The sequence below is a fragment of the Bordetella saccharivorans genome, assembly GCF_045862855.1.
GTDB lineage: Bacteria > Pseudomonadota > Gammaproteobacteria > Burkholderiales > Burkholderiaceae_B > Bordetella_A > Bordetella_A petrii_F.
This window is the reverse complement of record NZ_BAAFZO010000001.1, coordinates 3,662,758-3,682,039: the sequence shown is the minus strand read 5'-3', so window position 1 is coordinate 3,682,039 and position 19,282 is coordinate 3,662,758. Positions and strand designations below refer to the sequence as shown.

At 64.0% G+C, this 19,282-nt stretch carries 30 protein-coding genes; 19 read left to right on the top strand and 11 right to left on the bottom strand.

The window, feature by feature from the left end; genetic code table 11:
* The first annotated feature begins 76 nt into the window (after positions 1-76).
* Complete coding sequence (locus ACKTT0_RS17605; RefSeq protein ID WP_407851086.1) at positions 77-268, top strand: hypothetical protein; 192 nt, start codon at positions 77-79, stop codon at positions 266-268.
* A gap of 9 nt (positions 269-277) precedes the next feature.
* On the opposite strand, the gene ACKTT0_RS17600 is transcribed toward ACKTT0_RS17605, so the two are convergent.
* A complete protein-coding gene (locus tag ACKTT0_RS17600) occupies positions 278-868 on the bottom strand; it encodes a hypothetical protein (protein WP_407851085.1) in 591 nt (196 codons plus the stop codon).
* Positions 869-918: 50 nt separating this feature from the next.
* Between ACKTT0_RS17600 and ACKTT0_RS17595 the strand changes: the two genes are divergently transcribed.
* Entirely contained in the window at positions 919-1,554 is a 636-nt protein-coding gene (locus tag ACKTT0_RS17595; RefSeq protein ID WP_407851084.1) for a hypothetical protein, read from the top strand.
* Positions 1,555-1,571: 17 nt separating this feature from the next.
* Here the strand turns inward: ACKTT0_RS17595 and ACKTT0_RS17590 are convergent, their stop codons facing one another.
* Positions 1,572-2,093 (bottom strand): hypothetical protein, encoded by a 522-nt coding sequence (locus ACKTT0_RS17590; protein WP_407851083.1) that lies wholly within the window; start codon positions 2,091-2,093, stop codon positions 1,572-1,574.
* Positions 2,086-2,808 carry a toxin YdaT family protein gene (locus tag ACKTT0_RS17585; RefSeq protein ID WP_407851082.1) on the bottom strand — a complete coding sequence of 241 codons (723 nt, stop codon included), beginning with the start codon at positions 2,806-2,808 and terminating at the stop codon, positions 2,086-2,088. The genes ACKTT0_RS17590 and ACKTT0_RS17585 overlap by 8 nt, the downstream gene beginning before the upstream one ends.
* 62 nt (positions 2,809-2,870) lie before the next feature.
* On the opposite strand from ACKTT0_RS17585, the gene ACKTT0_RS17580 reads away from it, so the two are divergent.
* Positions 2,871-3,050: a hypothetical protein gene (locus ACKTT0_RS17580; RefSeq protein WP_094806350.1), complete on the top strand. Its 180-nt coding sequence runs from the start codon at positions 2,871-2,873 to the stop codon at positions 3,048-3,050.
* Between the two features lie 10 nt (positions 3,051-3,060).
* On the opposite strand, the gene ACKTT0_RS17575 is transcribed toward ACKTT0_RS17580, so the two are convergent.
* Positions 3,061-3,228: a hypothetical protein gene (locus ACKTT0_RS17575; protein ID WP_170947041.1), complete on the bottom strand. Its 168-nt coding sequence runs from the start codon at positions 3,226-3,228 to the stop codon at positions 3,061-3,063.
* Positions 3,229-3,382: 154 nt separating this feature from the next.
* On the opposite strand from ACKTT0_RS17575, the gene ACKTT0_RS17570 reads away from it, so the two are divergent.
* Positions 3,383-3,829: a hypothetical protein gene (locus ACKTT0_RS17570; protein ID WP_407851081.1), complete on the top strand. Its 447-nt coding sequence runs from the start codon at positions 3,383-3,385 to the stop codon at positions 3,827-3,829.
* A gap of 15 nt (positions 3,830-3,844) precedes the next feature.
* Here ACKTT0_RS17570 and ACKTT0_RS17565 read toward each other — a convergent pair whose 3' ends face one another.
* Entirely contained in the window at positions 3,845-4,081 is a 237-nt protein-coding gene (locus ACKTT0_RS17565) for a transcriptional regulator (protein WP_407851080.1), read from the bottom strand.
* 76 nt (positions 4,082-4,157) lie between these two features.
* Here ACKTT0_RS17565 and ACKTT0_RS17560 point away from each other — a divergent pair, with 76 nt between their 5' ends.
* The 11 genes from ACKTT0_RS17560 (at position 4,158) to ACKTT0_RS17510 (ending at position 12,135) form a co-directional block, all read left to right on the top strand.
* Positions 4,158-4,874, top strand: coding sequence for a LexA family transcriptional regulator (locus ACKTT0_RS17560; RefSeq protein ID WP_407851079.1), 717 nt, complete (start codon positions 4,158-4,160; stop codon positions 4,872-4,874).
* A 22-nt stretch (positions 4,875-4,896) separates the two neighbouring features.
* Positions 4,897-5,661 carry an OB-fold protein gene (locus ACKTT0_RS17555; protein ID WP_407851078.1) on the top strand — a complete coding sequence of 255 codons (765 nt, stop codon included), beginning with the start codon at positions 4,897-4,899 and terminating at the stop codon, positions 5,659-5,661.
* 309 nt (positions 5,662-5,970) lie between these two features.
* A complete protein-coding gene (locus ACKTT0_RS17550; RefSeq protein ID WP_407851077.1) occupies positions 5,971-6,483 on the top strand; it encodes a hypothetical protein in 513 nt (170 codons plus the stop codon).
* Between the two features lie 163 nt (positions 6,484-6,646).
* On the top strand, positions 6,647-7,012 hold the full coding sequence (locus ACKTT0_RS17545; protein WP_407851076.1) for a hypothetical protein: 366 nt from the start codon (positions 6,647-6,649) through the stop codon (positions 7,010-7,012).
* A gap of 94 nt (positions 7,013-7,106) precedes the next feature.
* Positions 7,107-7,418 carry a hypothetical protein gene (locus ACKTT0_RS17540; protein ID WP_407851075.1) on the top strand — a complete coding sequence of 104 codons (312 nt, stop codon included), beginning with the start codon at positions 7,107-7,109 and terminating at the stop codon, positions 7,416-7,418.
* Positions 7,415-7,654: a hypothetical protein gene (locus tag ACKTT0_RS17535; protein WP_407851074.1), complete on the top strand. Its 240-nt coding sequence runs from the start codon at positions 7,415-7,417 to the stop codon at positions 7,652-7,654. The genes ACKTT0_RS17540 and ACKTT0_RS17535 overlap by 4 nt, the downstream gene beginning before the upstream one ends.
* Positions 7,651-7,851, top strand: coding sequence for a hypothetical protein (locus ACKTT0_RS17530; protein WP_407851073.1), 201 nt, complete (start codon positions 7,651-7,653; stop codon positions 7,849-7,851). Before ACKTT0_RS17535 ends, ACKTT0_RS17530 begins: the two co-directional genes overlap by 4 nt.
* Before the next feature lie 2 nt (positions 7,852-7,853).
* A complete protein-coding gene (locus ACKTT0_RS17525) occupies positions 7,854-8,657 on the top strand; it encodes a RecB family exonuclease (protein WP_407851072.1) in 804 nt (267 codons plus the stop codon).
* Between the two features lie 4 nt (positions 8,658-8,661).
* Positions 8,662-9,876: a hypothetical protein gene (locus ACKTT0_RS17520; protein ID WP_407851071.1), complete on the top strand. Its 1,215-nt coding sequence runs from the start codon at positions 8,662-8,664 to the stop codon at positions 9,874-9,876.
* Between the two features lie 10 nt (positions 9,877-9,886).
* Complete coding sequence (locus ACKTT0_RS17515; RefSeq protein WP_407851070.1) at positions 9,887-11,665, top strand: AAA family ATPase; 1,779 nt, start codon at positions 9,887-9,889, stop codon at positions 11,663-11,665.
* A complete protein-coding gene (locus tag ACKTT0_RS17510; protein ID WP_407851069.1) occupies positions 11,662-12,135 on the top strand; it encodes a hypothetical protein in 474 nt (157 codons plus the stop codon). The genes ACKTT0_RS17515 and ACKTT0_RS17510 overlap by 4 nt, the downstream gene beginning before the upstream one ends.
* Before the next feature lie 11 nt (positions 12,136-12,146).
* Here the strand turns inward: ACKTT0_RS17510 and ACKTT0_RS17505 are convergent, their stop codons facing one another.
* Positions 12,147-12,812 carry a hypothetical protein gene (locus ACKTT0_RS17505; RefSeq protein ID WP_407851068.1) on the bottom strand — a complete coding sequence of 222 codons (666 nt, stop codon included), beginning with the start codon at positions 12,810-12,812 and terminating at the stop codon, positions 12,147-12,149.
* A gap of 65 nt (positions 12,813-12,877) precedes the next feature.
* Between ACKTT0_RS17505 and ACKTT0_RS17500 the strand changes: the two genes are divergently transcribed.
* Both ACKTT0_RS17500 and ACKTT0_RS17495 read left to right on the top strand, forming a co-directional pair.
* Complete coding sequence (locus tag ACKTT0_RS17500; RefSeq protein ID WP_407851067.1) at positions 12,878-13,222, top strand: hypothetical protein; 345 nt, start codon at positions 12,878-12,880, stop codon at positions 13,220-13,222.
* The gene (locus ACKTT0_RS17495; protein WP_407851066.1) at positions 13,222-13,680 is read left to right on the top strand and encodes a hypothetical protein; all 459 of its coding nucleotides are present in this window, start codon (positions 13,222-13,224) and stop codon (positions 13,678-13,680) included. The genes ACKTT0_RS17500 and ACKTT0_RS17495 overlap by 1 nt, the downstream gene beginning before the upstream one ends.
* Positions 13,681-13,742: 62 nt before the next feature.
* On the opposite strand, the gene ACKTT0_RS17490 is transcribed toward ACKTT0_RS17495, so the two are convergent.
* Complete coding sequence (locus tag ACKTT0_RS17490; protein WP_407851065.1) at positions 13,743-14,432, bottom strand: GIY-YIG nuclease family protein; 690 nt, start codon at positions 14,430-14,432, stop codon at positions 13,743-13,745.
* Positions 14,433-14,677: 245 nt separating this feature from the next.
* Between ACKTT0_RS17490 and ACKTT0_RS17485 the strand changes: the two genes are divergently transcribed.
* Positions 14,678-14,917, top strand: a complete 240-nt coding sequence (locus ACKTT0_RS17485; RefSeq protein ID WP_081760358.1) for a DUF4224 domain-containing protein — start codon at positions 14,678-14,680, stop codon at positions 14,915-14,917.
* The gene (locus ACKTT0_RS17480; protein ID WP_094806336.1) at positions 14,835-15,803 is read left to right on the top strand and encodes a tyrosine-type recombinase/integrase; all 969 of its coding nucleotides are present in this window, start codon (positions 14,835-14,837) and stop codon (positions 15,801-15,803) included. The genes ACKTT0_RS17485 and ACKTT0_RS17480 overlap by 83 nt, the downstream gene beginning before the upstream one ends.
* A 307-nt stretch (positions 15,804-16,110) precedes the next feature.
* On the opposite strand, the gene ACKTT0_RS17475 is transcribed toward ACKTT0_RS17480, so the two are convergent.
* From ACKTT0_RS17475 to ACKTT0_RS17460, 4 genes are all read right to left on the bottom strand, one after another.
* On the bottom strand, positions 16,111-16,242 hold the full coding sequence (locus tag ACKTT0_RS17475) for an entericidin A/B family lipoprotein (protein WP_028353470.1): 132 nt from the start codon (positions 16,240-16,242) through the stop codon (positions 16,111-16,113).
* 35 nt (positions 16,243-16,277) lie between these two features.
* Positions 16,278-16,973: a fumarylacetoacetate hydrolase family protein gene (locus ACKTT0_RS17470; protein ID WP_407851064.1), complete on the bottom strand. Its 696-nt coding sequence runs from the start codon at positions 16,971-16,973 to the stop codon at positions 16,278-16,280.
* Between the two features lie 156 nt (positions 16,974-17,129).
* Positions 17,130-17,663 carry an inorganic diphosphatase gene (gene ppa, locus ACKTT0_RS17465; RefSeq protein ID WP_407851063.1) on the bottom strand — a complete coding sequence of 178 codons (534 nt, stop codon included), beginning with the start codon at positions 17,661-17,663 and terminating at the stop codon, positions 17,130-17,132.
* Between the two features lie 3 nt (positions 17,664-17,666).
* Entirely contained in the window at positions 17,667-19,280 is a 1,614-nt protein-coding gene (locus tag ACKTT0_RS17460) for a heme biosynthesis HemY N-terminal domain-containing protein (protein ID WP_407851062.1), read from the bottom strand.
* Positions 19,281-19,282: the final 2 nt, after the last annotated feature.

The following is a 19,282-nucleotide window of genomic DNA, read 5'->3' as shown; positions in this document are numbered from 1 at the left end:
TGCACTGCCCCGCTTGTCGAGATCAAGTCGTGACGTGAAACTGAGGCCTCGCAAACCCGACGCAAAGGACTCAAAAATGAGCAAATCGGACGAAGAACTGGACCGCTATATCGAACTCCGCCCCATCGGTTCTGGGCGCTGGAGCTGGCGCGTGTCGGTACCCAACAAGGGGTACAAAAACTGCGAAGAATGGGCGCCCACCAGGGCTGTAGCACTAGAGGAAGCGCGCGACGCCGTTCGCCAAATCCTGGCAGAGTCGCGCAACTGAAGATCGCGATCATGCCGCCCCCTGCGCTTCCAGGCGTCCGTACGCATCCCACATGCGCAGACTTGCCAGCCGCGCGATATCGACTGCGGCGGCCGGGCTGAGCGCCGGCGCGTCGCGACTGGCGGTCGCGCGGCGCACGCACTCGATCCGCATGGTCTCGCCGGCCGGCCGCGGATAGCCGTCGCAGTCCAGCAGCAGGACGCCGCTGCGCGGGCTCGGCAGGACAGCCAGCAGCTCGGGCCGCCAGATTTCCTTGGGCAGCGCGTAGTAGTGCTTCCAGACCTTTCGCGGCCAGTCCCGAAGCTCGAATTGCTCCGCGTACACGTGGCGACGCCCAATAAGCCGGCCGTGACGATTGACATCCACGCAGCGCGGCGCGCCGACATACTGCCGGTGCCACCATTTGTCCTTTTTGGCATCCGCCTTCAGGTCTGACCGGCTGATCTTGATTTCGACGTCGATGATCCGCAGGTTCTCGGTCACCACCAGCAGGTCGCATTCGTGGCCCGTCCAGTTGCAGTTGGGCACCACCACCAGGTACTTGCGGTTGAACGTCTGGCGCACCAGGGCACGGGCAATGGCATGCTCGGACCACTTCATGCCAATGCCCCTTCGTCGTAACATTCAGCGACATCCCTTCTGGAGCCAAAATGAAACGAAATACCGAAGTCACCCTCATCGTTTCCGCGATCCTCTTGCTGTTCGCAGCGGTGATGTCGGCAATCGCCACTGTTGAATACTGGCCATCCACAGCGCGAGTGTTCCCCGGCAACAGCAACGATTTGGCGGCCTGGATTCAGGCCTTCGGCACCATTGGGGCCCTCCTCGGAGCGTTCTTTCTTGGCGCTCAGCAGGCAAAGGCAGCGCACAAGACAGCTATGGATGTTGAAAACGAGCGTCGGGAAGCCAAACAGCGCGGCTACAGGGGGGTACTCGAGTTCATGATTTCCGAGACAGACGAGGTCGTTGCCGAGGTAAAACAATGGGGAACCCTTCGTGACCTCAAGAACAAATGGCCGGATCTGGATGCCAGATTGGCTGCAGCTTTGGCGTACTTTGAGGCAATACCGATTCATGAACTGGGTGGCATTGAAGCAATCCGCCGAGCGGTCGATGGGCGGGCACACTTGAACAATGTCCGCGACACTCTCGATCGGTACGCGAATCGAGGCCGAGAGGGCCCTGACTTCGAGGAAGCCGAATATGAGGAATACCTGGCCGACACTGGGACGTTGGATTCGAGATCGAGAGAGCTTCGATCCCACTACGCCGGTGGAGCGACCTGACTGAGCAGGACGCAGTCTCATTCCCTGAACCCTCCCAGTACGCGCTCAATAACGTCGCCAGCAGCGGCCGGCGCAAGATGCGGCCAGAGCTGCCGAATGGCGCGCGGCGACCGCAGGAACGCCACGGCGGCGTCGTGGAACGCCTCCATTTCGCCCTGTTCCAGCCTGGCATAGCTGATCGACTTCGGCACGGCCTGCAGCGCGTCCCCCTCGCCCGGGATCCAGTCCACATGGCCGGAGCCGATCTTCAGCCAGTCCCGGAACAGCTCAAAGTGCTCGAAGGCCTCCTGGGCCTCGAAGACGCGCTGCTCCAGCGCCATGTGCTTGCGGTGGAACCAGCCGAGGCGCTCCTGGTGCGTGATGATCGCCATCGCCTCGCCGGGCTCGAGCTTGAAGATCCGATTCCACAGGCGGCGCCACTGCTTCTTGCCGCGCTTGCCCAGGCCATCGATCACGCTGAAGATGACGCGGCGCGCGATTGCGCGGTCGGCCTCGGATATCTCGACCGGATCCTGCTTGACCAGGGTGATTTCAGCCACGGCCCCCCTCCCCGAACGGCAATTCCATGCCGGCCATCGTCATCTGGTTCTCCAACGATGCGCGCACGGTGCGCAGCGCCAGGATGGCCTCGCTTATCTCGCGGTGCGCGGCCGCCATCTTGGCCGGCGTGACCTGGCCGCCGAGCAACGCCGCGACGGCGGCGTGTGCCTCCGCCCCCTCGCGGATCACGGCGGTGACCTGAGCGATATCGACGCCATCGCCGCCGCCAAGCGCCATCATTCGCGCCGCCATGCCCAGCGGCCGCAAGATGTCGTCCAGGCAGTGCCGGCGCCATTCGGCCGGCATCGCCGCCAAGATCGACGGCAGGAAATTGGCGGGCAGTAGGTTGGTGTCCTTGCTGTCGTCGTCGAGCCATCGGAACACGCGGTCGGCGTTGACCTTCATCCGCTCGAATGTGTCGCGCGTGGCCGGGTCGAAATGAATGCCGGTGGCCGCCGGCCCGCCGATGGCTTCGTGCGCCTCGACGATGACGGCCACCACGCTCTCGCGCGACCAGCCCTCGGCCTTGCGCCAGGCCGACACGCGGTCGCGGATGATGGCGATCAGGGACTTGTGCGATTCGTTTCGCATGCCTTTGGCGGCGGGGATCGGTACAGTGCTGGTCATGGGAACAGGATCAAAGAGGTTTAAGGAAGACAAAGCACGGCGATTCGGAAACTGGCGGGAACCGCTGCCCGCGGCTACGATCGGCATTGCCCGGGCACAACGGGCGTGGCGACTAACCACAACCAACTTTCCCCACAGGAGGGGCTCTCATGACGAAAGACGAATATGCGTATGCACGCGCCGAACTCATCAACCTGATAGCCAAACAGCCCAATCTGTTCCAAGCCGCACCTGCAACGGAACAAGGCGGCAGACATTTGGCCGGGGCGTACTGGGGCTTTATCGAGACACTCGCCGAGCTCAAGACGAAGAAGGGGCCGAACGACTGAATCCAGAGGCCTATTGCCATGCCCGGACACCGGCTTCGTCCGCTGTACGGGCATGCTCCGACGCAATCACCGCAGAGAGGCCGTCACTCAAAGCGTTGATTGCCGCGCCCAAGGCGGCTCCCACAATGGCCTGCTGGATGCCGGCAGGAATCTGCCCGGCTTTCACTGTCTCGTTCATCGATTTCTCCGGAAAAAATCAAACATCGAGGGGGCCTATTGGCACCCTGTCGTCCTTCGGGTCGGGGTCACGCATGGGGCACCTCCACTGTGTTCCCGCCAGACGTAGAATCGGGGGTTCCTACGCCACCCTTTTCTACGCCGGGGGAACTCGTTTGGACTACTTGAGCTTGATTGGAGCGCTCGGTGGCGTCATCGCTGCGACCTACGCAGGAATGACCTACCACCGCATGCAAGCCGCTGAACAGCCGACAGTGCACGTCCGCCTGCTGACTGAGGACGGATTCTTCCTGGCAATCCTGGAAATCTATCCGGGTCGATTGCCGGCCCGCTTTGAGCGCATTGCCGTCGAGGGGGGAATGGTCGCGCGAGTTAGCACGGACTTCATGAAAGGCCATGCCACCTACTCCCCTGCCCATGAGTGGGCTTCAGAGATGGAGGTGGCCATCGACGTGCCTTCGTCAGTGGCACGCGACGGTCCATTCGAACAATGGTTGGCTCTGAAGATGGAACGCGAAGCCACCATCTCTTTGTGCAGCTCGAGCAGGCGCCGCGCCAAGACGATCAAGCTGACCGTCAGGGCGAGCAGCGCGGATGCGTGAAAGATGAGAATCCATTCACGCATGGGAGACCTCAGCCAGTTCCGGCCAGATCCGCTCCCAATCATCGGGGCGCAGATCGCGGCGCGTGACTGCACCCGCAGTCGCCCGTTCGATGTCCGGGCAACGCTCGATCGGTACAGGGCGGACGCCCCGCACCCACTGGTTGACGGTCGGGTTCGTGACGCCGATGAGACGGGCCAATTTGGCCTGGCCTCCGCACGCGTCGGCGGCGCGCATCATGGTCTCGTTCATGCCCGAATAATAAGGCTTAGCCTAATTTTTGACAACAGGCATTGCCGTATCTGAGCCGGACAGGCGAAATTAGGCAATGCTTACTGGCGAACAACTCGGGCAAGCGATACGCGCTGCCATCAAAAAGAAAGGGGTCACGCAGAAGGCCGTAGCGGCCGAGTTCGGCGTGAAACCCCCTTCCGTGCAGGACTGGATCAAGCGCGGCGTCATTGCGAAGGACAAGCTGCCGAAGCTGTGGCAGTACTTCGCCGACGTGGTTGGGCCCGAGCACTGGGGCCTACGGGAATGGCCGGCAGCCCCGCTTGCCGATGACATCCAAGCCGAGCACGCAGCCGGGTTAACCCCACTTTCACACCAGCCGTCAACTTCCGTTACCATCAGTCAATATGACACAGGTGGCAGGATGGGAGCGGCTGGAGTGGAGTTAAGAGATCAGCCGGGGATTATCGAAAGCTGGCGGGTGAGCCGAGAGTGGCTGGAAAAGAACGTGCGCGGTTTTGCCTCGGCGAGCAGTCTTTGCCTGGTCACCGGCTTCGGCGATTCCATGCGCCCAATGTTCAATCCCGGCGATCCGCTGATCGTGGATGCAAGTGTCCGGTCCGTGGAATTCGATGCGGTCTACTTCTTCCGCGTGGGCAATGAGGGCTTCATCAAGCGCTTGCAGCGCGTGCCTGGGAAGGGCCTCCTGGCGATATCAGAGAACAGTGCCTATCGCGATTGGGTGATCGATTCGACCATGGAATTTGAAGTGTTTGGCCGCGTGCTGAAGGTATGGCGCAGCGAGGACTTCTGATTTTTTCCATCCATGTGACCAAATGCGAATTGTATTTCTAGCCGCTATCCTGGTCAGCTTCTTTTCGAGCCAGGCTCACGCTCAATACAAGCCCAGCCAGTCCGAGATTGAAATCGTCACCTATCTGACCATGGATGACACGATAGCCTTCTCTCAAGGACAGGAGTCATTAACAGGCCGGCTCGCCCAAATCGACGAATCACTCACGGTGAATGATGTGGTGAAGGCGTATCGGGCAAACGAGGTAGCAGGCGACCGCAAGTATTTCGGCAAGCGTCTGGTTTTAGTCGGCACGGTGGATGCCATCAAGAGTGGAATCGGGAATACACCGTATCTGGTCTTCAAAGGTGATCGCCTGTTGAACCCGCAGGCGATCCTAGACTCCAACGCCGCGGAGCGCGCAGCGCAATTGAGCCGCGGGGCAAAAGTCGGACTTGTCTGTGAGGGGGCCGGATCCATTGCTGGCACTCCGATGTTCAGAAACTGCAGATTTGCGATTGACGTAGCATCTGAAGTACTTGGTGCGCTGGCCATCGAGACGGACCGCTTCTTTGCTGGGGAGGGCGTGTCAGACGACGCCGCGAACTTTGGGGTGTCCGTTATCGCGCTTGCAAGCCTAGTGGACCCGGCTGCCGATTGCTCAGAGAATTTCAAGGCCTGCCAAGCAGCGGTCGGAAAGGTATCAAGGAACGCTAAAGCACTGGAAGAGGCCAGGACGGCAGCGATAGAAAAGCTGCGAGCACACGGGATTTCATACAGCCCCACGATAGATGACAAAGGCCATTGAACTCACCCGCCCGCAACGACGAAATTCACCCGCTCGAATTGATTGACCACGAGGAATGGACTCGCCCGCCCAAATCTGGGCATAGATAATTTTCAGAGGAGAAGCAATAATGGCCACAAAGCCTGATAGGGGCAGCAGACCGATCCCAGCGCCAAGCCATGATCGCCGACAAGATCAGCGGCAGCCTTTAACGCCTAACCACCGGCAGGGTGAGATCAGGCATAAAGACACGACAATATCGCGCGTTCAGCCTCGGCGAGATGGCGGCTCTGGCGGCGGTAGTGGCGGCGGTTCTAACGGAAGATAAAAATGGCAGACTCAATCAGCGAGATCGAATATGACGCCAAGCTCAGCATCAATTACCACAGGAAACGTGAAGGTTTCTACCGTGTAGTGGATGCCTCGGCAAAGGCGGTATCGCTGATTGCGCTCGCCTCCATAGGCTTTGATGCCAGCTATTTCACGATGGCCGCCGCGATCGTAAGCGGCCTGTTCACGATTGCGACCATAGTGGTTGATTGCCCAGGGATGGCCGGCCGTCACGGCGGACTGGCCAGTCGCTTCAATGCCCTGTTGTGCAAAGTCGCACTGGCCGACAACGAGTCACAGACAATCAAGCAGCTCAGGAACGAGTACCACGCCATAGAGTCCGACGAACCTCCGCAACTTCGTGGTCTGGTTCAGCTCTGCCAGGATGAGCAAGATGCTGCTGATGGTAAGCAGGTCGATCCGGAATGCCTTTCTATGTGGAGACGCGTGAAAGCTCAGTTCGGCGGTGGCCAGCGCACCATCGACTTTTGTTCCCCCAGCTCGGGCGCCTGATCGCTTAGGTGTCGAGTTGCCATACACGGCCGCCTTCGGGCGGTTTTTTGTTGCGCGTTACAAATAAATAAGGCTTTGCCTATTTACTTTAAATAAGGCTTCGCCTAACATTCTCCCATCGCGCTACCAATCGGCCCGCCGGGCCAGCGAATGGGAGAACACCATGCAGATCAACTTTGCCGCCTTGCCTGACGACGCCACCCGCGTCGCAGCGCCTGGCGAGCTGCAGCGGGACCGCGGCGTCAAGGTCCTCGAGCTGAGCGACGACCGCGTCCTGGGCCCGATCTTCGACCTGTTCGCCGGCCGGATCGACCGCGCCTACGGCGAGACGCTGGAATGGTGGGCGGAATCCTTCGCCGACATCGGCGCCGAGCACATGGGCCAGGTCGCCCTGGCCGCCATGACTACCTGGCATTTCGACCGCGACCGCTGCGGGCCCGGCATTGCCGCCCTGCAGGCCGAACTGCTCAAGCGCGCCCGCAAGCTGCTGGCCGACATGACCGCCGAGCAGCTGGAGACGCTGCAGTGACGGCCGCCCTTCTCTTCACCGCCTGCGGCCTGCTGGCCGCCTACCCGCTGGCCGTGCTGGGCGACCGCGTCATGGCCCTGTTCAGGAGCGACGCATGACGACAGCCATCATGATCGAGCGCGCCGCGCTCGACGAACAATTCCAAGCAGCCTGCCAGCGCTACGCGCATGGCAACGGCTCGAGCCAGGCCATCGCGGCGGCCGCTCTGCGGGCGGCCGGTGCGCCGGAACTGCTGGAAGCGCTGGAGAAGCGCGCCCAGGTTGACACCGCGTACGCACGACTTGCTATGAGCGACGTCGAGCACGACGACCACGAGCGGCTTCTGCAGCAGATCGAGCAGGCGGAAGATGCCGCCAAAGCCGCCGGTCGCGCCGCCATCGCCAAGGCCAAGGGAGAGCAGGCATGAGCGACTTCGCCTTTCTCTCCGCCTTCCCGCAGCCGGCCATCTACGACCCCACGCGCGACCAGGTCAATGCAGCTGGCGCCTACGGCGTCCCGACGGGCCTGAACATGCAGCAGCACGTCTGGCTGACGCTTTATGCCGCTGCCTTGTCCGATATCAGCGTCACGTATGAAGCGGCGCAGGAATGCGCTGACAACGCGCTGTCCCGCGCCCTCGAGCGGCTGGAGCAACTGGCATGAACACGACCAACTGGCCCGGCGGCATCGACCGCTCGAGCAGCAACTGGACCGGCCGCGCCCAGCGCACCAGCGACTGGGGCGGCAACTGGGCGCCCGACAGCCGTCGCATCCCCCGTCGTGCCTGGATTGGCGCGGCCCTCGTCGCCGCCCTCCTTTTCATCATCGTGCCGCTCGTTGGCCACGCGGCGGGGTTCTGACCATGCAAAAGCCGATCATCCCCATTCGGGCGTCCAGCCTGGCCGAACTCTTCGACTGTCCGGCGCGCTGGGAGGCGAAGCACATCTTGAAGATGCGCATGCCGTCGTCGGCCGCCTCGCGCCTCGGCACGGCCATCCACGCCGGCACCGCGGCGTTCGACCAGGCAAAGCTTGATGGCAGCCCGATCAGCGCCGACGACGCCGCCGGCGCGCTGGTGGACGTCCTGCACGGCACCATGGAAGAGGTCGACTGGGAGGACGCGAAGCCGTCGGACGCCGAGCGCGTCGCGCTTGCCCTGCACACCCGCTACTGCACGGAGATCGCGCCTCACCAGGATTACGTCGCCATCGAGCTGACGTGCGAGCGCCTGGAGATCACCGACCTGGGCCTGGCGCTGACCGGAACGACCGACCGCGTGCGCCGCGTCGCCGATGGCCGCCTGGGTATCGCTGACCTGAAGAGCGGCAAGACTGCCGTGGGCGCCGACGGCCGCGTGGCCACCGCCGGCCATGGCCCGCAGATGGGCGTCTACGAGCTGCTGGCGGAGTTCTCGATAGGCGAGCCGCTGACCGCGCCCGCGCAGATCATCGGCCTGCAGACCGGCAAAACAGCCGCCGCCCAGCGGGTCGGCACCGGCGAGATCGTCGAAGCGCGCGGCGCGCTGGTGGGCACCGACGACAGCCCGGGGCTACTCGAACACGCCTCCCGCCTCATCCACTCCGGCAGCTTCTACGGCAACCCGAAGTCCTACCTGTGCTCGGCGAAATACTGCCCGCGCCATTCCACCTGCAAGTTCAAAGGATAAGTCCATGTCCCAAAGCACCAATGTCCAATCCCTGCGCGCGCCGGCGGAATCCAACCTGCCGACCGTCGCGCCCGGCTTCGGCAGCCTGCAGAGCTTCGAGCTGATGCAGCGCGCGGCCAATCTCCTGTCCAGCAGCACGCTGGTGCCGGCCGCCTACCGCAAGACCATCGAGAAGCTGGACCGCTACGGCAACGTCAAGGAAAGCCGCGAGAACCCGAACGCCCTCGCCAACTCCGTCGTAGCGCTGAACATGGCGCAGCGTATGGGCGCCGACCCGCTGATGGTCATGCAGAACCTCTACATCGTCGAGGGGCGTCCGTCCTGGTCCTCGCAGTGGATCATCGCGGCCATCAACGGCTGCGGCCGCTTCTCGCCGCTGCGCTTTGACATCAAGGTGCTGGGCGCCAAGACGGTCGAGTACAAGTCGACGTACTGGGAGGACAGCCAGCGTCGCACCAAGGTCGACCAAGTCGAAATCACCGACAAGGTGTGCATCGCCTGGGCCATCGAGAAGGAAACCGGCGAACGCCTGGAGTCTCCGGCCGTGTCGATCGAAATGGCGGTCAAGGAAGGTTGGTACACGAAGAACGGCAGCAAGTGGCAGACCATGGACGAGGTCATGCTGCGCTACCGCACGGCCAGCTTCTTCGGCAAGCTGTACGCCCCCGAGCTGCTGATGGGCCTGCAGACCGTCGAGGAAGCCCAGGACATCATCGAAGCCACCACCGGCCCGGACGGCACGATCAGCGTGAACGTCGATGAGCTGCGCGCGGCCCAGGCGACGGCCAGCGCCGCGGCCCGTCGCCAGCCGGCCGACGTCGCCGACGTCGACCCCGAGACCGGCGAAGTACTGAACTCCTCCCCCGCGAAGGCGCAAGCCGAGGCCGGTAAACCGGCGCAGGGTGCGGCAGCGGCCGCCCCTGCCTCTCGGGAGGACGGCGCGCAGGGCACGCTCGCGGGCACCGATGACGCCGGCCTGGATCCGGCCCAGGTCGAGGCGCAACTGATGGCGGCCAAGGACCTGAAGGTGCTCGACTTGGCGGCCGATTCGATTGGCGGCGTGCTGGACGCCCTGGCCCAGGCGCACCTCGAGCAGGTGTACGAAAAGCGGCGCCAGGCCATCCAGCAGGCAGCGCTAGCCGAGCAGCAGGCCGCCGCCGGCCAGGCCTCTGGCCAGCGCCCCGTCCAGCAGCGCCGCCGCATGGCGGCTCCGGAATGAGGGGCAAGCCATGCGCCTGACCAACCTTTCCGTGTCCAACTTCCAGGGCGTCCAGTCGGCCGAGCTGCCGCTGCCCACGCCCATCGGATTTATCACCGGCGACAACTACGCCGGCAAGTCCACCATCGCCGAGGCCGTGCGCATGGCCCTGCTGGGCAGCGCCGAGCGCGTTAGCCTGAAAAAGGAACTCGGCCAGGTCGTGCGCGACGGTGCCAAGCTGGGCTCGGTGGCCGTGGACGTCGACGGCGCGCCGGTGGCGATCACGCTGCCCAGCGGCAAGCGCAACGGCGAAGAAGCCGTGCCCCCCAGCCCGGCCCTGCCCTATGTGCTATCGCCCGAACTCTTTGCCGCCGCCAAGCCCGACGACCGCCGACAACTGCTGTTCACCCTGACCGGCACGCGCGCCACGCCCGACGAGATCGAGCGCCGACTGCTGGAGCGCGGCTGCCACAAGGTGCTGGTGGCACAGATGAAGCCGATCCTGCGCAGCGGCTTTGCCGCCGGCGCCGAGTTCGCCAAGAAGCAAGCGACCGAGGCCAAGGGCGCGTGGCGCGGCGTCACCAACGAGACCTGGGGCAGCCAGAAAGGCGAAACCTGGCAGGCCGAGGTGCCGGCCTACGACGGGGCCGGCCTGGCCGCCGCCCAGACCGAGCTGGCCGCGATCGAGGTCCGCATGGAGGCCGCCGCCAAGGCCGTGGGCGGTCTGGAGCAGCAGCTGCGCGCATACCAGGGGCAGAACGATCAGCTTGCGGCCCTGCAGGAGCGCGCCGGCCGGCTGGATTCGCTGCGCGCCAAGCTGGAATGCGACCAGCAGGACCTGGCTACCTGGACGGCCAAGGTGCAGGAACTGCAGGCCAAGGCAGGCACGGGGCCGCGGCAGGGGCTGGTGCACGACCTGGCGCGCGCCGTGGACTATCTGCTGGGCTTCATCGAGATCGAGACTGTTACCGCGGAAGACCGTGCCGCCCAGGCTGCGCTGAAGGCGTACATCGAACAGTACGGCCATCTCGACGGCGATGGTGATCCCGAGGCCTCCGCCGCGCTACCCAAGGCTATCGAAGCCCGCGACCTGTCGGCCCGGGCCGCCGAGAACTGCCGACGCGATATCGCCGCCGCCGAAGCCGCTGCCGAAGACCTGAAATCGCGCGCCGCTCCCGAAGCGGTGGCCGACGAAGACGTGGCAGCCGCCCGCGCCCACCTGGCCGGCCTGCGCACCGAGCGCGGCGCCGCCCAAGCTCGGGTTGACGCTCTGTTGGCGGCCAAGCAGGCGGCCGTCGGCGCAGCACAGCGCACCCGGAACGCCGCGGAATATCACGCCGAGGTCATGGCCTGGGACGCCATCGGCGCCGCGTTGTCGCCCGACGGCATCCCCGGCGAGATCCTGGCCAAGGCCCTGCAGCCGGTCAACGACGAGCTGCTGGCCCTGTCGGAATGTGCCGGTTGGCCGGTCGTCAGGATCGACGGCGACATGACCATCACGGCCGGTGGCCGCGTCTACCGCCTGCTGTCCGAGTCGGAGCGCTGGCGCACCGACGCCCTGCTGGCGCTCGCTATCGCCCACCTGTCGGGCCTGCGCTGCGCCATCCTGGACAGATTCGACTGTCTGAACCTGGCGGGCCGCTCCGAGATCCTGGGGCTGCTCGACGCCCTGGCCGCCGACGGCGATATCGACACCGTGCTGCTGCTGGGCACGCTCAAGGCGGCGCCGGCCGCCCCCAGCGAGGCCTTCACCGTTTACTGGATCGAGCAGGGCCGCGCCGGTGCGGCTGCGCTGAAGGAGGCGGCATGAGCAACCCCTACCGCAAGGCGCGCCGCGAGAAGCGGCGCAACAAGCCCTACCGGCAGCGCGCCAAGCACGCCCCCATGCTGGTGGCCAGCGACCTGGTGCTGCGGCCGGTGGAGGCCATCATCGACCGCCTGGAGATCGACGGCACTGTCGACGTGGACGGCAAAGGCAATCCGATCTTCCAGGCTGGCGACGGCGAATGGTACGACGCCGCCGGTGCCATCGAGGGCGTGATCTGGCACTTCGAGATGTTCTGCACGCGCCACGGCCGCGAGCTACCGCTGGACAGCCTGCGCGAGCTGCACATCGCGCTGAAGTACATCAAACCGGTCATGGGCAGCACGCTGGCCAAGCTGAAGATGGACATGCCGGTGCTGCGCCGAACCATGGACATCGCCGACCCCGACGATCAGCTTGATCTGCTGCAGCAGACGCCGATCAAGGCAGAGATGGGAGAGGCCCGCACGATATGAGTCTCGCCACATCAAGCCTCCGCATGGGGACTGTCCAATGGCAATGCTACCAGCTGGCACTGTTGGGACACGTATCGCAAATGCTGAATAACAGCATGCAAAACGCCGAGGATGATTCCAAAGTCCTGCTGACGATCTTGGCTCTCTCTGTTTCCAGGCTCAAAGTATGGTCTGGATACATCAAGCAGCTTGATCAGCACGCCGAGCTGCCCGATCGCAGAGGCAAGTCTTGGGCCGCAGTTTTTGCCCAGTGGGCTAAGCAATACTGGATCGGGAAGAGTGTAGGTGCTTCGGATCGATTCAATCGTTGTACGAATGCCGTCGAAGGCCTCTATCGACGTTCCAACTTGCCCGGCAGCTCGAATCAGCGGCATTTGCCTATTCAACTCTCCCGCCATCGTCGCCATAACAAGGTACGAGCCGGCAGCCGCGTGCGTTGCGCGGAGGTATCGCTCGTTGGCGGCACTTCGATGCTGCCAGTACGCAATGCACACGGCGCCAGCCGCGGCCGCAACAGTTCCGAACGCAGTCATCGCACTCAAAATACTGACGCCTGCCAACGCGTCCGGTCGGTCACGCCAGCCCCAACCAGCCACAAATCCAAATATCGCTGCGGCTACCGTCATGGCTACCCAAAAGCAGGTCAGCCGCCAGTCATTAAATTTTATCTCGCTCATGCCCCACTCCATGTAGGCCTTGCTGTGGCGAAGCGATCGTACCCCACCTATTTTGGAGTGTCAGCATGAGCTACGACCTCGAAGCCATCAATACCCTGTTCGCCCAGATCTCGGAGTGCATGCACCGCAACCCGGCCCGTGCCATGCGGCTGCTCGGCCAGGCCAAAGTCAAAATTCGGGAGGCGTTGGAGCGCGCCGCCCTGGCCGCGCACAAGCCGGACGGCGGGGATGTGGAACGCATACGGAACGCAGGGGCAATCCTTGATTGCTTGACCAGCAATTTGAGCAGCGACCATCCCCTCCGATTGGAAGCTGCGGAAGGTGCAAAGCAGGCCGTGGCCGATCTGTATCGAATTGCCGAGCAGCTCGACGCCGCCATATCTGCCCAGCAGATCCAGGAGGGGAAGTGATGGCCCTACCCTACAGCACCGCCACGAGCGGCGAGAAGGCCCTGGGCGAGATTCAGAAACTCCTGCGCGCCTTCGGCTGCAACAAGTTCGGGAGCATGATCGACGATGCCGCCGGCGAGCTGCTGGTGCAATTCGAGTACCACGGCCGCCAGGTCAGCGTGAAAGCCTCGACCAAAGGCTACGCCGCGGCGTGGCTGAAAAAGAACCCCTGGAACAGCCGGCGCGCCGGGACCCAGCGCCAGTATGAACGGAAGGCCATGGACATCGCCAGCGTGGCGGTCTACTCCATCCTGCGCGACTGGATCAAGGGCCAGGTCATGGCCATCGAGACCGGCATCCTGTCGTTTGAGGGTGCCTTCCTGGGCCAGATCATGCTACCCAGTGGCCGCACCGTGCTTGAGCACGCCAGCGAATCGAAGCTGTTGGCAGCACCTGGGCAAACAGAAGGAAGCAAATGATGCAGCCGTTAATAAGCCCCGTTGAAACTCGACCCGGTTTCTTTACCCCTGTGGCGATATGTTCAGCGCCGCTCAATGAACTGCACAATCTCTTCAATTTCGTCCAGGGTGGTATCAAACCATTCCTTACCGGGCGCGTGCTCACGCCATTTCCCTCGACAACGAAGCACAGAGTGAATTGCACGTTCCAGAGCTTGTACGCGCTGAGTGGACCAAAGCCGAAGTATCTCTGGCGACTCAAACGCGGCGGACTGTCGACATTGGACGGCAATACGGGCCTCTGGCGAGCCGGTGGCCCGTCCTACTTTGATAGGGAACGGCGCTCCGTTCCGTTTCAGCATCGGAAAGGTGAAGGCGTAAACGGTACCGGCTTGATCGATTGTGGGGTCGGTCGGGTCCGAGTCGTTCTCGACATCAGCTACCGATGCCTCCAAAGCGTCTTCGCTAATGTCATCCGCAGTCGGCAATCGAAACAAGCCGCCCCCGAGACTGATCAGTTGCTTCGTGTTCTTGGCGACAAAAGGAATATAGAACCTGATCGTCTGGCCAACTTGCGCCGACACACCCGCTTGTGGGCGGATGAAAGTGGCGGACTGCTGTTCGTCGGTCAAGTGTCGCGCAATTACTTCCCGAGAGAGCTCGATCAAACGGAACTCTGCGCCCCCCTGTACTTGTGGCATTTGGAGGATCTCTGGCAAGGCGACATACCTTGCAAACTGATAGCAAAAAGAGTTTGTTGCCTCGAAATCCATATGCCTCCCCAAGGTCTGAGTAAGATCGTACCACCGGGAGTGATTCCACAAGATGAAGCGCCTCCAGACCATGCCGCTCGCCTTGGGAATACGCAGGGCCAAGCCGAACGAGGCCAGTGCCCCGACAGCCCGACCACCGACGAATACTGCAACACAGTCCCCGGTTGGCTACCCTCCGTCCTCGTCCCCCATGGTGCCGGGTGCAGGCTCAATGGCAGTGGGCGGCGGCTTTTCTAGGAGGCGACATGCTGACGCTCTCCCCTGATGAACTTGCCGAGATCACCGGGAAAACCCGGAAGACTTCCCAAGTCGAAATCCTCCGTGAGCTTGGCATCCCGTTTAAGATTCGGCCAAATGGCACCCCAGTGGTGCTCCGCTCGGCCATGGAGGTTGCTTTAGGCTATGCGACCAAGAACGAAAAACCGCGATCTCCCACCCTGCGTATACCTCAAGCACGGCGCCTACTATCTGGTCAAACAGGGTAAGTGGCAGCGGCTGGGCGGCGATCTGAAGTCCGCCCTGCTGGAGTACGCCCGCATCATGGGGTCTCCGCAGGACGGGGTCCCTGACCTCATCGACAAGGCCCTGCCGTCGATCCTGGAGGACGTCAAGGAATCGACCAGCAAGCAGTACCAGTACTGCGCGAGGCTGCTGAAAGAGGTGTTCGCCGAGTTTCGCCCCGAGCAGGTTCGCCACGGCGACATCGTGCAGATGATGGACGGCTTCAAAGACCGGCAGATGGTGGCCAACCGCATGCTGACGGTCCTGCGCCTGGTCTACAGATGGGCCTTGGATCGACAGATCGTCGAAATGGACCCGACCGTCAGCGTCAAGCGCTTCAAGCAGCGCCCGCGGGATCGGCTGATCTCGGAGGCTGAATACCTGGCCATCTACAAGGAATGTGCGCCCTGGCTCCAGTGCGTACTCGATCTGTGCTATCTGACGGGCCAGCGCATCGGCGACGTGCTGGCCATCGAGCGCGCCCACCTGGGGGACGACGGCATCTACTTCCGGCAGCAGAAGACGGGGAAACAGCTGGTCGTGGCCTGGACGCCGGAGCTGCGCGACGCCGTCAAGCGCGCGGAGCAGGAGACGGGTCCAGTGGTCAACATGACCTATCTGCTGGCCGGCCGCGGCGGCAAGTTGCGCGCGCACTCGAATGTCTGGCGCTCGTTCAAGCTGGCCGCCTCCAAGGCCGGCGTGGGGGACGTCACCCTGCACGACCTTCGGGCCATGGCGGGAACAGAGGTGGATCGCCAGGGTGGCGACGCGACAGGCCTGCTCGGCCACACCGACCGCCGGACCACACAAATCTACCTGCGCGACAAGTCTCCCAAGCTGGTCTCCGGGCCCCGGAAAAAGGCTGGATGAACGTCCAGTTTTGGACGCCGGGTTTTAGACAGTCTAAAGACTTGGACAGCAAGACCCAACAAATACGCGGGTTTCAGGGCATGTCATGTACTCGGTCATCCCCTGGCCGCGCTGGCGGGAAATACTGCGGATCATGCCTAGCCCCTATTCCGTGAACAAGAGGCTGTAGTGTGGAGGCGCCGCCGCGCGGCGGCTATTCGCGGATGCCGAGGTGGGCGAAATGCTCCCGGACGCGCGCATGCATCGGCCCTGCGCGCCGGCGAAAAAAAACGGCCCCCACTGGGGGCCGTTCATGCAGCCGCCGGGCTTATTTTTCGGCGGCCGAGGTGATGGCGTTGCCGGCCTGGGATACGTCCTTGCCCATGCCCGCCATGGTATTGCAGCCTTGCAGCACGACACCGAAAACGATAAGCGCCGTCAGCATGACTTTTCCGCGCATGATCTAGCTCCTGGATCGAACAAAGAAAACGGGTATCAGGCGACGCGCACGCGCAGCTCGCCCAGGCCTTCCACGCCACCGGTCATCAGGTCGCCCTGCACGACTGCGCCCACGCCCTCGGGGGTGCCGGTGAAGATCAGGTCGCCGGCCTGCAGCTCGAACAGGCCGGACAGATAGGAAATGCTTTCCGGGATGTTCCAGATCATCTGCGAAATGTCGCTGGACTGCTTGCGCTGGCCGTTGACGTCGAGCCAGATGGCGCCACGCTCGAGCGTGCCGACCGCGCTGCGCGGGTGGATGGGGCCCAGCGGCGCCGACTGGTCGAAGGCCTTGCCCACTTCCCAGGGACGGCCCTGCTTCTTCGCCTCGCCCTGCAGGTCGCGGCGCGTCATGTCCAGGCCCAGGGCATAGCCCCACACGCAGTCATTGGCCTGGTCGACCGGGATGTTCTTGCCGCCCTTGCCCAGCACGACCACCAGCTCCATTTCGTAGTGCAGGTTGGACGTCTTGGGCGGATACGGCATGGAACCGGTCTCGCCATCGGCCACCGGCACGATGGCGTCGGCGGGCTTGCAGAAGAAGAACGGGTCTTCGCGGCCGGTGAAGCCCATTTCCTTGGCATGTTCGGCGTAATTGCGGCCGACACAGTACACGCGGCGCACCGGAAACCGGGCGTCGCTGCCGGCGACGGGCACGGCGACGGGCGGCGCCGGGGAGAAGACGTAATCCATGTTCTGTGACCTTGTTCAATACATGCCGGCGTGCCGGCAGGGATGGAATTCAATGCGCGAGTTTATCCCTTTTTTGCGCCGCCGATGCCCTGTAAACGACTCAGGCCGCAATGCGGTACGCATTGCGGCCTGGCTACCTGGCGCGGCGGGAAGGCCTCAGGCGGTCTTGCCGTAGCGCTCGGCGCTGCGCACGATTTCTTCCTGCGCGGCCTCGACGCCCTTCCAGCCCTTGACCTTGACCCACTTGCCTTTTTCGAGGTCCTTGTAGTGCTCGAAGAAGTGCTGGATGCGGCCGATATCCTCGGCGGGCAGGTCCTCGTACGACTTGATGTTGCGGTACGGGGGGTACAGCTTGTCGATAGGCACGGCCAGCAGCTTGGCATCGCCGCCCGCCTCGTCGTCCATCTCGAGCACGCCCAGGGCACGGCAGCGCACCACCGCCCCGACCTGGATCGGGAACGGCGTCACCACCAGCACGTCGGCCGGATCGCCGTCTTCGGAAAGGGTCTGCGGGATGTAGCCGTAGTTGCAGGGGTAGTGCATGGCGGTCAGCATGAAGCGGTCCACGAAGACGGCGCCGGTTTCCTTGTCGACCTCGTACTTGACGGGGTCGGCGTTCATGGGGATTTCAATGACGACATTGAAGTCTTCCGGCAGCTTCTTGCCGGGAGAAACGCGATCGAGGCTCATGATTCAACCTTGTTTGTCTGGAAAGGATTTGGGCTTGTCGTCGCCGGCATCGTCCGGCGCGGCGGCGCTGCCGGACGACACGGCGGGCGGCGAGCCGCCGTAGGTGGGCACCGGCACGTCGAAAGCCGCCACGGGAATGGGCGCGCTGTCGAAGTAGTCCTCGATGTCCACCGCGGAACGGGCCGGCACCGCCGCGGGCGGCTCGGCCGGCGTGGAAGCAGGCGCCTCGCGCCCGAGGGTGCGCGCATCGGGATCGAGCACGTAATCGGCGGGCACGGCATCTTCCGCCGCCGGCGCGGTGGTGTCGGCCGGCAGGCTGGCCTCGGGCGGGTATGCGGAATACTCGCCTTCGGCATCCAGGTGCAGCGGATCGGCCGAGGTCTCGGCGGCCGGCAAAGCCTGGTCGGCCGCCAGGGTGGGCAGGGCCATGCTGGCCGCCGTGGCCAGGCGCCAATGGCGCACGGCGTCGCCCGGGCGGTCGAGCCGGTCGTACAGGCTGCCCAGCAAGGCGTGGGTATGCGAGTCGTTGCGGAAGCCGAGGCTGCGCTGCAGATAGCGTTCGGCCTGGCCCCAAAGCTGGCCGTTCAGGCACAACATGCCCAACGCCGCCAGCAGGTCGGCATCGGCAGGCCGCTTTTGCAGCCAGGCCTCGGCCTTGGCCAGGCGACGCGGGACCTGGTCGGCGTCGCAGCGGGCATACGCAGCTACCAGCGAGGGCGTGAAATGCGCGGGTATGGCGGCCTCCAGCACGCGGGCCGCCTCGACCGGCTCGCCGGCGGCCTCGAATGCCGTGGCGCCCGCCAGCGCGATATTGGGCAGCACGCGCTCCTCGCTCTTGAGGTCTTTCCAGACGGCGCGCCAGCCTTCGGCCCCCGACGCGGCGGCCGCCCGCAGGCGCGCGGCGCCAGCGGTATCGACAAGATGCTCGGCCTCGGACTTGGACAGCGCGTTGCGGCGCGACAGCCCACGCGCCAGCGAGAACACCCGGTCGTGGTGGCCCAGCGCGGTCTCGGCGCGCAGCAGCAGGCGCATGGTATGCAAATGACGCGCGCCGCCATCCTGCAGGGGCGTCAGCACGGCCAGCGCATCCTGTGCCCGCCCCTGGTCCAGCAGCTGGTCCGCCGAGACCGTGGCAATGGCCTCCTGCAGCCCGACGTTGCCGTCGGCATGCTCGCGCGCGGACTCGAGCAGCCGGTCGCGCCGCTCGAATTCACCCAGCCCGTGCGCGGCACGCGCGGCCGACAGGGCCGCCAATACGCGGCGGCTGGGAACGCGCGTCTGTTCGAGCAGCCGGGTCAGGTTCTTTTCCGCCTGCGCGAAACGCCCTTCGAGGAGTTCGGTCCAGCCGCGTTCGAGCAATTCGTGGTCGCGCGCCTGGGCACGGTTGCCGCGCCAGACCCGCATGCGGTCGGGAATGGCCAGCAGCCACGCCAGCACGCGCAAGCCCACGTACAGGGCCACGAAGGCGGCCAGGATCAGCAATACGGCCAATGTCAGCGACAGCTCGATGCGCCACGGCCACACCAGCACCATCACATTGCCCGCATGGGAACGCAGGACGACCGCCAACGCCACGGCGACGACGGCCAACAGCAGAGTCCAGAACCAGGTACGCATGC

Bases quoted from the DNA above. Each gene is read 5' to 3' on its own strand.
- ACKTT0_RS17530 (WP_407851073.1), top strand. From the start codon at position 7,651: ATGAACACGACCAACTGGCCCGGCGGCATCGACCGCTCGAGCAGCAAC.
- ACKTT0_RS17580 (WP_094806350.1), top strand. From the start codon at position 2,871: ATGACGAAAGACGAATATGCGTATGCACGCGCCGAACTCATCAACCTG.
- ACKTT0_RS17595 (WP_407851084.1), top strand. From the start codon at position 919: ATGAAACGAAATACCGAAGTCACCCTCATCGTTTCCGCGATCCTCTTG.
- ACKTT0_RS17525 (WP_407851072.1), top strand. From the start codon at position 7,854: ATGCAAAAGCCGATCATCCCCATTCGGGCGTCCAGCCTGGCCGAACTC.
- ACKTT0_RS17520 (WP_407851071.1), top strand. From the start codon at position 8,662: ATGTCCCAAAGCACCAATGTCCAATCCCTGCGCGCGCCGGCGGAATCC.
- ACKTT0_RS17490 (WP_407851065.1), bottom strand. From the start codon at position 14,432: ATGGATTTCGAGGCAACAAACTCTTTTTGCTATCAGTTTGCAAGGTAT.
- ACKTT0_RS17480 (WP_094806336.1), top strand. From the start codon at position 14,835: ATGCGACCAAGAACGAAAAACCGCGATCTCCCACCCTGCGTATACCTC.
- ACKTT0_RS17505 (WP_407851068.1), bottom strand. From the start codon at position 12,812: ATGAGCGAGATAAAATTTAATGACTGGCGGCTGACCTGCTTTTGGGTA.
- ACKTT0_RS17585 (WP_407851082.1), bottom strand. From the start codon at position 2,808: ATGCCGATCGTAGCCGCGGGCAGCGGTTCCCGCCAGTTTCCGAATCGC.
- ACKTT0_RS17565 (WP_407851080.1), bottom strand. From the start codon at position 4,081: ATGAACGAGACCATGATGCGCGCCGCCGACGCGTGCGGAGGCCAGGCC.
- ACKTT0_RS17460 (WP_407851062.1), bottom strand. From the start codon at position 19,280: ATGCGTACCTGGTTCTGGACTCTGCTGTTGGCCGTCGTCGCCGTGGCG.
- ACKTT0_RS17545 (WP_407851076.1), top strand. From the start codon at position 6,647: ATGCAGATCAACTTTGCCGCCTTGCCTGACGACGCCACCCGCGTCGCA.
- ACKTT0_RS17485 (WP_081760358.1), top strand. From the start codon at position 14,678: ATGCTGACGCTCTCCCCTGATGAACTTGCCGAGATCACCGGGAAAACC.
- ACKTT0_RS17600 (WP_407851085.1), bottom strand. From the start codon at position 868: ATGAAGTGGTCCGAGCATGCCATTGCCCGTGCCCTGGTGCGCCAGACG.
- ACKTT0_RS17575 (WP_170947041.1), bottom strand. From the start codon at position 3,228: ATGAACGAGACAGTGAAAGCCGGGCAGATTCCTGCCGGCATCCAGCAG.
- ACKTT0_RS17540 (WP_407851075.1), top strand. From the start codon at position 7,107: ATGACGACAGCCATCATGATCGAGCGCGCCGCGCTCGACGAACAATTC.
- ACKTT0_RS17475 (WP_028353470.1), bottom strand. From the start codon at position 16,242: ATGCGCGGAAAAGTCATGCTGACGGCGCTTATCGTTTTCGGTGTCGTG.
- ACKTT0_RS17560 (WP_407851079.1), top strand. From the start codon at position 4,158: ATGCTTACTGGCGAACAACTCGGGCAAGCGATACGCGCTGCCATCAAA.
- ACKTT0_RS17555 (WP_407851078.1), top strand. From the start codon at position 4,897: ATGCGAATTGTATTTCTAGCCGCTATCCTGGTCAGCTTCTTTTCGAGC.
- ACKTT0_RS17500 (WP_407851067.1), top strand. From the start codon at position 12,878: ATGAGCTACGACCTCGAAGCCATCAATACCCTGTTCGCCCAGATCTCG.
- ACKTT0_RS17605 (WP_407851086.1), top strand. From the start codon at position 77: ATGAGCAAATCGGACGAAGAACTGGACCGCTATATCGAACTCCGCCCC.
- ACKTT0_RS17550 (WP_407851077.1), top strand. From the start codon at position 5,971: ATGGCAGACTCAATCAGCGAGATCGAATATGACGCCAAGCTCAGCATC.
- ACKTT0_RS17495 (WP_407851066.1), top strand. From the start codon at position 13,222: ATGGCCCTACCCTACAGCACCGCCACGAGCGGCGAGAAGGCCCTGGGC.
- ACKTT0_RS17510 (WP_407851069.1), top strand. From the start codon at position 11,662: ATGAGCAACCCCTACCGCAAGGCGCGCCGCGAGAAGCGGCGCAACAAG.
- ppa (WP_407851063.1), bottom strand. From the start codon at position 17,663: ATGAGCCTCGATCGCGTTTCTCCCGGCAAGAAGCTGCCGGAAGACTTC.
- ACKTT0_RS17470 (WP_407851064.1), bottom strand. From the start codon at position 16,973: ATGGATTACGTCTTCTCCCCGGCGCCGCCCGTCGCCGTGCCCGTCGCC.
- ACKTT0_RS17535 (WP_407851074.1), top strand. From the start codon at position 7,415: ATGAGCGACTTCGCCTTTCTCTCCGCCTTCCCGCAGCCGGCCATCTAC.
- ACKTT0_RS17515 (WP_407851070.1), top strand. From the start codon at position 9,887: ATGCGCCTGACCAACCTTTCCGTGTCCAACTTCCAGGGCGTCCAGTCG.